15 protein-coding genes are annotated in these 13289 nt (G+C 57.7%); 4 read left to right on the top strand and 11 right to left on the bottom strand.

Annotated features, from left to right (window positions below; translation table 11 throughout):
* Positions 1 to 3: 3 nt before the first annotated feature.
* Both murI and FZF01_RS16400 read left to right on the top strand, forming a co-directional pair.
* Positions 4 to 792: a glutamate racemase gene (murI, locus tag FZF01_RS16395; RefSeq protein WP_373286456.1), complete on the top strand. Its 789-nt coding sequence runs from the start codon at positions 4 to 6 to the stop codon at positions 790 to 792.
* 85 nt (positions 793 to 877) lie between these two features.
* Positions 878 to 1405 carry an acyloxyacyl hydrolase gene (locus FZF01_RS16400; RefSeq protein ID WP_150279157.1) on the top strand — a complete coding sequence of 176 codons (528 nt, stop codon included), beginning with the start codon at positions 878 to 880 and terminating at the stop codon, positions 1403 to 1405.
* Positions 1406 to 1446: 41 nt separating this feature from the next.
* Here the strand turns inward: FZF01_RS16400 and FZF01_RS16405 are convergent, their stop codons facing one another.
* The 10 genes from FZF01_RS16405 to FZF01_RS16450 form a co-directional block, all read right to left on the bottom strand.
* Positions 1447 to 1971 carry a DUF2878 domain-containing protein gene (locus FZF01_RS16405; RefSeq protein WP_150279266.1) on the bottom strand — a complete coding sequence of 175 codons (525 nt, stop codon included), beginning with the start codon at positions 1969 to 1971 and terminating at the stop codon, positions 1447 to 1449.
* A gap of 19 nt (positions 1972 to 1990) precedes the next feature.
* Positions 1991 to 3262 carry a class I SAM-dependent methyltransferase gene (locus FZF01_RS16410; protein WP_150279267.1) on the bottom strand — a complete coding sequence of 424 codons (1272 nt, stop codon included), beginning with the start codon at positions 3260 to 3262 and terminating at the stop codon, positions 1991 to 1993.
* A gap of 58 nt (positions 3263 to 3320) precedes the next feature.
* Positions 3321 to 4136, bottom strand: a complete 816-nt coding sequence (locus FZF01_RS16415; RefSeq protein ID WP_150279158.1) for a DUF1365 domain-containing protein — start codon at positions 4134 to 4136, stop codon at positions 3321 to 3323.
* Positions 4126 to 5385 (bottom strand): NAD(P)/FAD-dependent oxidoreductase, encoded by a 1260-nt coding sequence (locus FZF01_RS16420; RefSeq protein WP_150279159.1) that lies wholly within the window; start codon positions 5383 to 5385, stop codon positions 4126 to 4128. Before FZF01_RS16420 ends, FZF01_RS16415 begins: the two co-directional genes overlap by 11 nt.
* The gene (locus FZF01_RS16425) at positions 5385 to 6158 is read right to left on the bottom strand and encodes an SDR family NAD(P)-dependent oxidoreductase (protein WP_150279160.1); all 774 of its coding nucleotides are present in this window, start codon (positions 6156 to 6158) and stop codon (positions 5385 to 5387) included. Before FZF01_RS16425 ends, FZF01_RS16420 begins: the two co-directional genes overlap by 1 nt.
* Positions 6155 to 6583 (bottom strand): nuclear transport factor 2 family protein, encoded by a 429-nt coding sequence (locus tag FZF01_RS16430; protein ID WP_150279161.1) that lies wholly within the window; start codon positions 6581 to 6583, stop codon positions 6155 to 6157. The genes FZF01_RS16425 and FZF01_RS16430 overlap by 4 nt, the downstream gene beginning before the upstream one ends.
* Positions 6580 to 8010 carry a deoxyribodipyrimidine photo-lyase gene (phrB, locus tag FZF01_RS16435; RefSeq protein WP_150279162.1) on the bottom strand — a complete coding sequence of 477 codons (1431 nt, stop codon included), beginning with the start codon at positions 8008 to 8010 and terminating at the stop codon, positions 6580 to 6582. The genes FZF01_RS16430 and phrB overlap by 4 nt, the downstream gene beginning before the upstream one ends.
* Complete coding sequence (locus FZF01_RS16440) at positions 8007 to 8897, bottom strand: MerR family transcriptional regulator (protein WP_150279163.1); 891 nt, start codon at positions 8895 to 8897, stop codon at positions 8007 to 8009. The genes phrB and FZF01_RS16440 overlap by 4 nt, the downstream gene beginning before the upstream one ends.
* A gap of 154 nt (positions 8898 to 9051) precedes the next feature.
* Positions 9052 to 9267 (bottom strand): TIGR02450 family Trp-rich protein, encoded by a 216-nt coding sequence (locus FZF01_RS16445; protein ID WP_150279164.1) that lies wholly within the window; start codon positions 9265 to 9267, stop codon positions 9052 to 9054.
* Positions 9264 to 10244, bottom strand: coding sequence for an NAD(P)/FAD-dependent oxidoreductase (locus tag FZF01_RS16450; protein WP_150279268.1), 981 nt, complete (start codon positions 10242 to 10244; stop codon positions 9264 to 9266). Before FZF01_RS16450 ends, FZF01_RS16445 begins: the two co-directional genes overlap by 4 nt.
* 306 nt (positions 10245 to 10550) lie before the next feature.
* On the opposite strand from FZF01_RS16450, the gene FZF01_RS16455 reads away from it, so the two are divergent.
* A complete protein-coding gene (locus FZF01_RS16455) occupies positions 10551 to 11447 on the top strand; it encodes a TIGR01777 family oxidoreductase (RefSeq protein ID WP_150279165.1) in 897 nt (298 codons plus the stop codon).
* Between the two features lie 15 nt (positions 11448 to 11462).
* On the top strand, positions 11463 to 12485 hold the full coding sequence (gene hemH, locus FZF01_RS16460) for a ferrochelatase (RefSeq protein WP_150279166.1): 1023 nt from the start codon (positions 11463 to 11465) through the stop codon (positions 12483 to 12485).
* Positions 12486 to 12491: 6 nt separating this feature from the next.
* Here the strand turns inward: hemH and FZF01_RS16465 are convergent, their stop codons facing one another.
* Positions 12492 to 13139 carry a LysE family transporter gene (locus tag FZF01_RS16465; RefSeq protein ID WP_150279167.1) on the bottom strand — a complete coding sequence of 216 codons (648 nt, stop codon included), beginning with the start codon at positions 13137 to 13139 and terminating at the stop codon, positions 12492 to 12494.
* Between the last annotated feature and the right edge of the window lie 150 nt (positions 13140 to 13289).

Genomic DNA, 13289 nt, shown 5'->3' on the forward strand with positions numbered 1-13289 from the left:
CTGATGAATAATGCGCCCATTGGAGTGTTCGATTCAGGAGTAGGCGGGCTTTCGGTGCTGCGGGAAATTCGTCAGACCTTGCCTGATGAATCGCTTTTGTATGTCGCTGACAGCGGTCACGTACCCTACGGCGAAAAAACATCGGAGCAGATACGCGAACGCAGTCGCAGCATCGCCCAGTTTCTGTTGGGCCGGGGCGCCAAGGCACTGGTGGTTGCCTGCAATACGGCGACCGCGGCTGCGGTCGCTGACCTGCGTGAGCGCCATGATCTTCCGATCATTGGCATGGAGCCGGCGGTCAAGCCTGCGGCTCGGGCTACCCGTACGGGCGTCGTAGGAGTACTGGCGACCACGGGTACCCTGCAGAGCGCTCGCTTCGCGGCATTGCTTGACAGGTTCGCCGGCTCGGTCAGGGTGATAACCCAGCCGTGCCCGGGGCTGGTCGAGTACATTGAGCAGGGCGAGCTGGACAGCCCCCGTGTTCTTGATCTGTTGCGGGGCTTTACTCGGCCTTTGCTGGCAGCTGGTTGCGACACACTGATCCTTGGCTGCACGCATTATCCCTATGTGCGGCCTGCGCTGCAGTCTGTGCTGCCAGCCGGTATAACCCTGATCGACACGGGAGCTGCCGTAGCCAGGCAGTTGCAGGCACGTTTGGCTACATTGGAAATGACGGCAGCTGGCCCGGCCCTGCCCTGCCAATTCTGGTCCAGCGGTGATCCGCAGGCTCTGCGCCGCGTATTGCCGACCCTTTGGGGTGAACCGGGCGGTGTGGAACTGTTGCCCTTCTGAGGTGACAAAGTCATGTGCTCCGACTTTGTGGGCGTTTTATGGGCTAATGTAGAAGTATCCAGGAATAATTATCCAGGAATAGAAAATGAAAAAATGCAGACTGTGGCTTGGCTCGGCAATACTGGGCGCGATGGCTTTTCAACCGGCGCTCGCTGAGAGAGGATTGACCGCCGAGCTGGGCCAGACGTCCGGTTCGGACATGGTTTATCGTTTGGGTATGCAATTTGATTTTGGCAAGCCGATCTGGCAAAGCGACTCGGGTAGTGTTCAGCTCGAGGGGTACTGGGATGCAGGGATTACTCGTTGGGGCGGCGAGAATGCCACCTCCGCATCCATAACACCGATATTCCAGATGCGGTTTGGCCAGGGGGCGGGGCCCATCCCCTTCATTGAGGCGGGAATTGGCGCTGCCGTGTTTTCCGAGACCGAGTTCAAGGAAGCGGACCGGGATCTGGGTTCGGCTTTCCAGTTCGAGGATCTGATTGGCGCCGGGCTCCGGTTTGATTCCGGAACCCAGGCGGGCATTCGGCTTTATCATTATTCCAACGCCGGCCTGAAAGAGCCCAATCAGGGGATCAACAAGGTTGCGCTTTACTACCGCATGGCAATCTGAAGCTGTCCTGGCTGAGCAGTTCCCGACTCGGGAGCTGCCGCTCAGTGCTTCTGGGCCATCTGCCTGATCAGGAACTGCTGTCGGTAAATGTGCGCAAACCCGTGCATCAAGGGGTAAACCACAGCCCATACCGCCGCCAGTATCAGGAATGTCCAGAACTGCTCCAGCGGGAGCTGCACATCAGACAATGCCGCCCCGGCGAAATAGGACACCGGCCCGGCCACGGCGCCAAGCAGGCAGGCAAGCCACACCGGGCGAGCTGTCCAGGCCAGGCAGTGATTCAGGGTAATGGCCAGCATTGCCCAGAGCACCGCCAGCCATAGAGGCACCAGTTTCGAATTTCCGGGAAAATCAAATACGCCTACCTGCATTAAAAAAGAGTCGACGGCAGCGCCGGCAAGTACCACAGAGACCACCAGCTTACCTTCAGCAGCCCAGGAGCTGATCCAGAAAAAATGGATGCACAGCACTGCTGCCGGTATCAGCAGCCAGGGCCCGGTCCCTCCGAGCACGCAGGCAAACCAGCCGATCTGAAACATTACTGCATTGGCGATCAGTTTGGTCAGGGGCGTTTTTTCCTGCATGTCAGGCTCCGAGGCTGAAGAGGTTCAACTGCGGCCGAGCTTCCGGCTTGGTCAGCAGAATCTGCGCCGTGCCAATGGACCTTTCCATGAAGCCTCCTTCGCAATAGCACAGATAGAACTCCCATAGCCTGAAGAAGTAATCATCATACCCCAGCTGTTCCAGGTGGCTTCGGGCAGTCTTCAGATTCTCGTGCCAGAAGCGTAGCGTCCGGGCGTAGTGGGTACCAATATCTTCGAGATGCAGCATCGACAGGTCGGTGTGTTTGCGTGTGATTTCGCCGATCAGGCTCACAGAAGGCAGGGATCCGCCGGGAAAGATATAGCGCTGAATGAAATCGACGCTGCTTTTGGCTTGCTCATATCGCTGATCGCGGATGGTGATCGCCTGGAGCAGCATCATGCCGTGGGGTTTCAGCAGCTTGGCACAGGTTTCAAAGTAGGTTCTGAAATACTCATGACCCACAGCTTCCACCATCTCGATCGAGACGAGTTTGTCATAGGAGCCTGTTAGCTCGCGGTAATCCTGCAACAGCAGGGTCACCTGGTCCTGTAACCCCAGCTCCTCGACCCTGGCTTTGGCGTAGGCAAGTTGTTCCTTGGAAAGCGTAGTGGTGGTGACCTTGCAGCCGTAATGCTGAGCGGCGTAGATCGCCATCGTGCCCCAGCCGGTGCCGATTTCCAGCAGGTGATCCTCGGCACTCAGCTCCAGTTTGCGACAGATACGCTCCAGTTTATGTAACTGTGCCTGTTCGAGGCTGTCGCTCTGGGGCGGAAAAATGGCGGCCGAGTACATCATCGTCGGATCGAGAAAGTTCTCGAACAGGTCGTTGCCCAGGTCGTAGTGAGCCTGAATGTTACGTCTGGCCCCGGAGAGCGTGTTGCGGTTTAGCCATTGCAATACCTTGAGTGCAGGCCGCCCGAGGCGCGCCAGACCCTTTTCCATGCCGTCGAGCACATCCAGGTTGCGCACGAAGATCTTGGTCACGGAGGTCAGGTCCGGGGTGGTCCAGAAACCATTGATATAGGCTTCGCCTGAGCCGATGCTGCCGTTTGAGGCAATCATTGGATAGGCCGCGTGGTTGTGTACATGGATATCGGCATGCAGACCATCGGTGTCAGGTTGACCAAATTGCATCACCTCGTCTCCGTCGTACACGGTGATCGTTCCCCTGTTGATCGCCCCAAGCTGTTTCAGCACCAAGCCGCGGCTGAGACGCACCATCCAATTGCGCCGGGTCTTGTCTTGCGCGTCGATATTGCGAGTGTCGCCCATCAGCGCCATGGTCCGCTCGTGGACATCGGACTTGGTTGAATCACAGCAGGCGGCTGCGTCAGGCCTGGTGTTCTTCATCGTAATGCTCCTTTGCCTTGATGGCGGTAGTGCCCACGGTGTTGTGCCGCGGTGCATGATGATCGAAAAAAGGGATGCGTTTGAGCGCCAAGCGCAATGCCTGCCAGTAAATACCAGCGACCGTCTTGGCAACCATGAAGGGAAACGACAGGGCTTCGTTACGGAGCATGTGTGGGCTCAGGGCTCGTCGGTTCAGGGTCAGAGTTGCATCAAAAAGGCGTGACTCGGCCTGCCAGTCTTCCATGTGCACCAGCAGGGTTTCACCGGGCAGGGTGAAGCGCATGCGATACCTGAGCTCCTGGGGGAGGAAAGGTGATACATGAAATGCCTTGTTCAGCTCGAACTGCTGGGCTGCCTGAGCCGGATCGGTTGCCATGACATAGCAAAAACGCTCGCGCCAGGGGGTGTTGGATACTTCGGCGATGATGGCGCGTAATTGATTGTCGTCGTCGTGGCAGTAGTAGAAGGACACCGGATTGAACAGCATGCCGAAGCTGCGCACCTGAGTCAGCATGCGCACCGGACCGGCAAGAGTCAGGTCTAGCTCCTCGCGTACCAGGCGGCGGGCGGTATCTGCCAGAAGTTCGCCTTCACGACGATGCATATTCAGATAATCGCTCTCGCGGAATCGCATGGGCGACCACCACCGGCCTGACCACAAGCCGCTCATGCCAAACACCTGTGGCTGCTCCTGCAAGTCAAGCCACAGCATGCTGATACGGTAGCGAAAAGCGTGCTTTCTCGGTGCGTGTCGGCGATGGCGAATGATGCCGCTGTACATGGCGCTATTGAGCATTATCGAGTCCCTCGCCCAGCGCAGTGGTTACCCGCAGAGCACTGACGACGCCATCCTCGTGAAAGCCGTTGGCCCAGTAGGCGCCACAGAAGAACGTGTGGTTGGCACCGGCAAGCTCACTCCAGCGTGCCTGTGCAGCTGCAGCGGCGAGGCTGAATTGGGGATGCGCATAGGTGAACCGACGCAGTATCTTGGCGGGATCGATGGCTTCAGTCTGATTCAGACTGACGCAAAAGGTGGTATCGGATTCAATGCCCTGGAGAATATTCATGTTGTAGGTCACGGCCGCAGGCTGCTGCCGATCCTTGCCCAGGCGATAATTCCAGCTCGCCCAGGCCAGTTTGCGTTTGGGTAGCAGGCGGGTATCGGTGTGCAGGACCACGTCGTTATCGGCATAGCCGATGGCGCCGAGAATTGACCGCTCCTGTTCCGTGGGCTTTGCCAGCAGATCCAGGGCCTGATCGCTGTGACAGGCAAGAATGACCTTGTCGAAGCGCTCCTCGCCACGGGGGCTGACGACGGTCACGCCGTCGTCGTCGCGACGGATGCTGGTTACCGGACAATTAAGGCGTATTGAATCCCTGAACGTAGCCGTCAGCGGTTCGATGTAAGCGCTTGAGCCCCCCTTGATTACCCGCCACTGTGGCCTGTCGCTGACGGAAAGCAGACCGTGATTGCGGAAAAACCGGATAAAGAACTGCAGGGGAAATGCCAGCATGTCAGCCAGTGACATCGACCAGATGGCCGCGCCCATGGGGATGATGTAATGGTCGGTAAAGCGCTGGCCATAGCCCTTGGCATTCAGATACTCGCCAAGCGTGATATCAGCCGCTATCACTCCACTGTCGAGATCCCTGGCGGCCTCGCGGTTAAAGCGCAGGATGTCGCGCACCATGCCGAGGAAGCCGGGGGATATAAGATTTTTCCGCTGGGCAAACAAACTGTTGAGGTTGTTGCCGTTGTATTCCAGACCACTGGAAGGTTCGTTGACGGAGAAGCTCATCTCGGTGGGGCGTGAGCCCACACCCAGTTGGTCCATCAACTTGATGAAGTTCGGATAGGTCCAGTCGTTGAATACGATAAAGCCGGTGTCAACCGCGTATTGCCTACCGGCAACTTCCACGTCAACGGTATGCGTGTGGCCGCCAACCCAGTCGGCTGCCTCGAAGACGGTGATCTCGTTGTGGCGCCCCAGGATGTGGGCACATACCAGACCGGAGATGCCGGAACCGATGATGGCAATACGCATCAGGCGTCATTCCTCTGTGCAGCGTCACGGGCCATGCCCTTGGTCAGCGCAAAGCGCAGTGCATTGGGTAGCGCCCCAAGAAGTTTCAATACGGCGATAAACGGACCGGGAAAGCTGATTTCACGCTTGCCTTTATGGATGCCTTTGATGATCGTATCAGCAGCCTTGTCGCTGGTGACCTGCATCGGCATGGGAAAGTCATTTTGCGCAGTCAGCGGAGTTTCAACAAAACCCGGACTGACCAGCGTCACGCCGATATTCCAGCGAGCCAGATCAAGCTCCAGGGCCTGGAACAGATAACGTACCGCTGCCTTGGAAGCCCCGTACGCCTCGGCGCGTGGCAGTGGGCAAAAAGTCACGCTGCTGCCGACACCAACCAGCCGGGGCTCAGCACCCTTGCGCAGCAAGGGCAGCGCGGCTTGTATACAATTGGCAGTGCCCAGCACGTTAATACGCATGACGCGTTCGAACATTGCCGCTTCGAACTGATCGACATCCACATATTCGCAATTGCCTGCGTTGAGTATGGCCCAGTCCAGGGCGCCCCATTCCTGCGATATGGTTTGGCCTACCGCGGCGACTGCCGCAGCGTCGGTCAGGTCGGCGGGAAGCACGAGAATCTGGCCTGGAAAGCGCTCAGCCATTTCCTGCAGTGGCTCTGCGCTGCGTGCACTGAGCGCCAGCAGATGGCCCTGAGCTGCAAGTTTTTCTGCGAGGGTGCGACCAATGCCGCTGGATGCACCGGTCAACCAGATACGTTTCTTGGTGCTCATGCGAGCCTCCCTTTGAGCCAGCGGATAATCTTGCCAAGCAGCGGCACATGCTCGTAAAGCAACGCGCCGGCGTCGAAATAGTCGATATGCCGATATACGAGGTCGTCACGGAAATAGATGCAGCTGCAGCCCTCGACGCTGATCGGACCACCGCCCGCCAGCCGCGGATGCCGGTAGGTCATGGTCCAGCGTAATAGCCCCTGACCCTCTGTGACTGACTGGCACTGATGAAATTCAAATTGCAGATCCTCAACGTTGGCATACAGCTCCCCGAAGTACGCTTGCATGGCTCGCAGGCCATGCACTTCATGCAATGGGTCGGTGAAATGCACGTCGGGGGTATAAATCTCACCCACACGACTCAAGTTGGTTTTGTCCAGGCTGGCGAATATCTGGGCGAAGCGGGTTGGAAAGTCGCTGCTCATGATTGGTCTCCCAGACTCTTGAAGGCGGCTATTGCACGCTTGCGCGAATCGCCCAGATCAACGATCGGGCGCGGATAATCCGCTGTGCCAAACAGGTCACCCGCCGGTGGTTGATGTATCTGCTTGGCATCGAGGTCGCGCAGTTCCGGAATCCAGGTACGTATGAAGTGGCCTTCGGGATCAAAGCGCTGAGACTGCGTAACCGGATTGAATACCCGAAAGTAGGGTGCTGAATCGGTTCCAGTGGACGCACTCCACTGCCAGCCGCCGTTGTTGGACGCCAGGTCCCCATCTATCAGATGGCGCATGAACCAGCTCTCGCCCTCGCGCCAGTCGATCAGCAGATTCTTGGTCAGGAACATCGCGCTGATCATCCGCAGACGATTATGCATCCAGCCTGTGGCCAGCAACTGGCGCATGGCGGCGTCGACAATGGGAATTCCTGTTCGGCCCTGCTGCCATGCCGCCAGGCCTTCGGGATCGTCGCGCCATGGTACGGCCTCTGTTTCCGGGCGGAAGGCGCGGCTGCGCGAGACACGCGGGTAGCAAACCAGAATGTGCTTGTAGAATTCCCGCCAGAGCAGTTCGCTTACCCAAGCTACAGCACCGGGATTGCCGCTATCGAGCTCCCCCTGGTTGGCTGCAACGGCTGCGTGCAGACATTGGCGTGCAGAGAGCACGCCGATGGTCAGGTAGGCTGATAGGCGGCTGGTGCCATCGACTGCAGGTTGATCGCGCAAGTCCTTGTAGTCAAAAAGGATCTCTTCTGCGAATAGCTTCAGGCGTGAGTTTGCAGCCTGCTCGCCGGCTGGCCAGGTCTCCTGCTGTTCCTTACTGGCTGGGGCAAAGCCGGGAATCGATTCGGGAACGGTGTCTGAGGTAACACCGGACAGTGTTTGCCTGTTCGGCGCCGGCAGACACTCTGGAAGACTGTCGTGGAGGCGTTGGTTAGCTTGCTTGCGAAACTGGCTGAAGACCTTGTACATGCTGCCTTCCTGGGTTCGCAGGGAGCCGGGCATGAACAGGACCTGATCGGCGTAGCGATGGCAGGTGAGTGAGGCATCAGCAAAGGCCTCGGAGACGGCGTCATCGCGATCCTGCTCATGAATGCCGTATTCGTCGTTAAAGAAGATACCCTGAGCATCTGTTTCCCGGGCCAGCTGTAATAACGCTTGGGGTGAGTCGGAAAAGCGCTTGCAGTGAACGATTCGGAGAGGAATGCCGAGCTCGTCGAAACTTGCCTTCAGAGTTCTCAGGCTACGCAGCCAGAAATCGATTTTTACCCCGGCATCATCATGGTCTTGCCAGGTATCAGGGGTAATGAGGCAGACGGCGATCACGTTGCCCTTGTCGCAAGCATGCCAGAGTGCATGGTTGTCGCGTATGCGCAGATCATTTCGCAGCCAGTACAATTGATTGTCGCTCATGATCTTGCTCCCAATCGCTCGACCAGCGCGCCATAGGCCAATGTTGCGCGCTCGGGCAGGGTGTGAATGTCGAGCTCACTCAGTTCATCGGCGTGAATCATTGCCGCAGGACCAGCCATCATCAGGATGTTCGGCAGGTGTTGCCCAAGGCGTGGCAGTTGCCTGCGCAACTGAGCCCCAGATAATGCCTGACTGCTGAACAGGACCAGCGCCACGGGGAGACGCTGATCACTGAACAAGGATAATTCACTGGCTGGAACATCCCACTCCAAAATATCGATGCGGTAACCATCTGCGCTCAACATCAGCGCCAACAGCCACAGCCCCATCTCGCAATGCTCATCCGACAGGCTGGCGAGTATAACCGGCCCGCAGGTCGCTCTGGCGTTACCCTGTTCCAGTGCAACGGCCAGCTTGGTGCGTAGCCAGCTGTTGCAGAAGACCTCTTCCAGCTGGCTGCCGAACTGACCCTGCCAGCGCTGCTGCAGCTGCAGTAGCACGGGCTCGAGCATATTGATGCAGAGCTCTGCCGTGCTGTAGAGACGAAATGCGCGATCAATATGCTGGTTCAACACTGCCACATCAAAGGCAATGATGGCCTCGAGCAAGGTTTGCCGCAGGGCACCCCAAGGCGAATCCAGGTCATTTTCGGTAGGTATCGGGTTATCGAGTAATGGTTTTACCTGGCTGACGGTGACGCCGCGACTCAACCACAGGAGGATGTCCTGGATCTGGCGAATGTTCGCCTCGGTGTAGAGCCGATGCCCCTTCTCCGTGCGATGAGGGGTTATAAGCCCATACCGACGTTCCCAGGCACGCAGGGTGACCGGGTTGACCCCGGTGGCTTTGCACACTTCCCTGATAGGGATCATTTCGCCCGCGGTCATGCCAGTCCCCTTGAGTCGGGGGAGGCCGCAGCGATAATGATTGAGTGGAATCTCACGTACATGGCACTATTTCCTTGTACAGTGTGTAGGGGCTGTATAGGAAATAGTGTACATAACTTCTAAGGTTGTACAAGTATTTGTGACGAACTGTTTTTTAATTCCAGCCCATACGCCACTTGTCGGAGTCCTGTAGATCTTGCCAGGGCAGTATGTCGCTGCGCCGGGTCAGCACTGCTTCGATTTCGACCGTGGTGATATTGTCTTCCTCGTCACGCTGGCAGCCGATTACGACAAAGTGCTTCTCCCGGTTTTGCGGACGAGTCGCTGTCCACTTGGACAGCGTCAGCTTTTCCGGGTTGATCCGGTTCACTTGCGTCCCATGAGCGTATGGGCTGCCTGCCGCCCACTCAGCCACGCATTTTCCAGCCGGCCCCCGAGGCACCAGTCACCACAGACATATAGGCCCTTTTCCGGTGCTGCCAGGGCCCCCCAATTGCAAGCGCCCTCGGAACGGGCATACAGCCAACGGTGAGCATGCTCGAAAACCGGTTGCGGAACATCGATACCCAGAACGTCAGCAAACTCCCCAAGCAGATGTCGCTTGATTTCTGTCTTGTCAGTCTCAAGGTTGCCCATGGCCCAGCGTGGATTGGATTGCAGAACCCAGGTATCCAGGCCCTGGCGCCCTGGTTTGCTGCTGTTGCGCGAAATCCAGTCCAGAGCACCGACCCTGACAAAGCAGGCCTCCACGGCAGTGTCGAGAGGTTCGGCGAAAGCCAGAGCAAGAGTCCAACCGGGTTGCATGGCAACCTGTGAAGCTGCCTGTTCGAGGTGGCCGGCGGCCGCCAGGAGTGGCACTGCCTGTGGCGCAGGAGTGGCAACAACTACGCGATCAAATGGCCCGTGTACTGTGCCGTTATCGTCTTTAAGCTCCCAACGATTGTCGGAATCCTGCTCCAGGCTATCAATACGAGTCTGACTCACGAGCTCCAGGCCTTCCAGCAAACCGCGGGAAAGGCTCGTCATCCGCGGAAATCCGACATAACGCTGCTGGTCGTCAGGTGCCTCGCTGAGCTTATCCTCGTTGCGTAGGAACAGGCGGGGGGTCCATTCAGCTACCCAGCCATTGGCGATCCAGGTCTGTAACGCGTTACGGAAATGGTGATCACGGGCGGTGAAATACTGTGCGCCCATATCCAGATCACCCGATTCGGTTCGTTTCGTGCTCATGCGGCCACCGCTGCCACGGCTCTTGTCAAAGAGGACTACACTGTGGCCTGCCTCGGTAAGCGCACTGGCCGCACTGAGCCCCGCCATACCCGCGCCGATAATTGCGATTTTGAACATGTGAGTCATGAAGCGTGTCTCGTGGTGAGCGAAAAGTAGGTTCACAGTTTATGTGTATCAGTCAGGCTCTTCAACAAAAGTTGTACATTAGATTTTAGTTGTATAGCATTGAGTTATTGATCAGGAGCTTTCATCCGCCCCTGCCTGTTACTAGGAAGATTGTTAGAAGGCGATCGTGCCAGTCCAGGCTGGTTGGACTATGGTCTTGTTAGAACAGCAGACAAATTGCCAGGCGTCGCTCCACTTGCGGTGCTGATGCGCTGAAAGCGACGGGAAATCCTTACCCTCAGGCATGGAGTCCACATAATGCACGTACTCATTACGGGCGGTACCGGGTTGATCGGTAGCGCGCTGAGCAAAGAGTTGGTTGCGCAAGATCATCAGGTAACCGTGCTCAGTCGTCAGCCCCAACAGGTAGCTCGAATTTGTGGCGCGACAGTCCGCGGTGTGCGCCAATTGTCGGAAGTTGGAAATGAAAAGATCGACGCCGTCGTCAATCTGGCTGGAGCGCCGATAGCTGACAGGCCATGGACCAAAAAGCGCAAACAGATGCTCTGGGACAGCCGTGTGACCCTGACCGAGGAGTTGGTTGCCTGGCTTGGCCAGCGGTCAGCCAAGCCGGAGGTGTTGATCAGCGGATCAGCGGTGGGCTGGTACGGGGATGGCGGATCCATAACCATTACTGAGAACAGTAGCCCTCAGGTGGAATACACCCACACGCTGTGCGATGCATGGGAGTCCGCGGCCAGGCGTGCGGCCTCCCACGGAGTACGCGTTTGTCTGCTGCGAACAGGCCTGGTGCTGGCGCCGGGGGGTGGGTTCTTGCAACGCATGCTGCCGCCATTCAAATTGGGTCTAGGCGGACCTATTGGATCAGGCAAGCAATACATGCCCTGGGTGCACCGCGATGACATGGTCGGCATTATAATGTTGCTGTTGCAAGATGCCGCCTGTAAGGGGCCGTTCAATGCGACAGCGCCCAATCCGGCAACCAACCGCGAATTCGTCAAGACCCTCGGCAGCGTTCTCGGTCGTCCGGCAGTCATACCGCTCCCGGCCCCCCTGCTGAAGTTGGGACTGGGGGAAATGTCCCGTTTGCTGTTGACCGGTCAGAATGCCCTGCCACAAAAAATACAAGAAGCCGGTTACCGGTTTCACTTTACACATCTGCAGGCCGCATTGGCCGATGTGATCAAATCCTGAAGGAGTATTTTGTCGATGTCTGATCGTGCGGTATTGCTTGCCAACCTAGGTTCCCCCGCCAGCACCGATGTGGCCGATGTGCGCCGTTATCTCAACCAGTTCCTTATGGATCCCTATGTGGTCGACCTTCCCTGGCCTCTGCGACGGCTGCTGGTGGGACTGATCCTGTTGCTGCGCCCGAAAAAATCGGCGGAGGCCTATGCCTCCATCTGGTGGGAGGATGGGTCTCCTTTGGTGGTAATTAGCCGGCGGGTACAGAAGGCTCTGCAAGCACGCCTGGACATGCCGGTGGAGTTGGCGATGCGCTACGGCGAGCCTTCCATCGAGAATGGCTTACTGGCGCTGGCGGCAAAGCCGGGTATCAAAGAGGTACTATTCATGCCTCAGTACCCGCAGCACGCTGATAGTACTACCACGACCTCGATTAAAGAGGCGCAAAGGGTAGTCGCCGAGCACAAGCTCGACTTGAAACTGACCATAGTGCCTGCTTTCCACAACAAACCTGGTTATATCGATGCTCTAGTAGCCAGCGCGCAGCCGCACCTGGAACAGGGCTTTGACCATCTGTTGTTCAGTTACCACGGTTTGCCGGAACGCCATCTGCGCAAGGCAGACCCAACCGGATCGCACTGCCTGGCTTTTCCAGATTGTTGCGACCGCCCCTCGCCAGCCCATGCGACCTGCTATCGTGCCCAGTGCGTTTCCGTGACCAGGGAGTTCACTTCCCGCATGGGTTTGCGTGATGATCAGTGGTCGTTGGCATTCCAGTCTCGTCTCGGTAAGGACAAGTGGATTGAGCCCTACACCGAGGCTCGGATCGACGAGCTGGCGGAGCAGGGGGTCAAACGTCTTTTGGTAATGTGCCCGGCGTTTGTATCCGACTGCATCGAAACCCTCGAGGAAATCGGTGACCGGGCCCGGGAGCAGTTCATCGAGGCAGGTGGGGAGGAGTTGGTGCTGGTTCCCTGTCTTAATGATCATCCGCAGTGGGTGGAAACCCTGGCTAGCTGGTGTGAAAACGAGCCCAGGCAAGCCTGAAATATCTCATTGTGGCCGGGTGCCCAGCCCGAGCCACTCTCCAAGCGCCAGGTGCAGGCCCAGCCCCACCAGCACCGCGCCCATGATTCGATCAAACCAGTGTCCCAAGCGAACAAACGTCCTGCGTACGCGGGCCTGACTGAAGAGCACTGCGACCATGCAGAACCAGGCTGCGGTAGCGATTGCCAGGTACACGCCGTAGCCTGCCTGCACCGCAACAGGGGTGCCTGGGCTGATCACGACAGTGAACAATGACAGAAAAAACAACGTTGCCTTGGGATTCAGGCCGTTGGTAATGAACCCGTTGGTAAATGCCCGGCGATCTGACATGGGAGCCGTGTTCAGGGCCGCAGGGTCCGTGCCCATGCGCCTGGCCCCCAATGCACGGACGCCGATATAAATGAGATAACCGGCTGCCAGCAGCTTCATCAGGTTGAAGAGCCAGAGCGACTGGGAAATAACCAGGCCGATGCCCAGCAGTGAGTATGCTACGTGCAGGGTAATGCCACAGCCCACGCCCAGGGCGGTCAGGATTCCTGCTTTGCGTCCGATACCAACGCTGTTACGTATCACGACCGCAAAATCGGGTCCGGGACTCATGACGGCCAGCAGATGGGCCGCAGCCACCAACAGAAATTCGCTCAAGTACGGCATTCAGCTACCTCCGGCAAATTCGTATTTTACCCCATCGGCGGCCTCGCCCGGAACGGTATCGCATCACCGCGGTCGATGCTCTGCTGCGCGATTGCGCAACTTTTATCTCACCTGACCGGGCGATATCAGCGGCACATGGTCCGGTGTAGG

Source organism: Halopseudomonas salina, assembly GCF_008641105.1.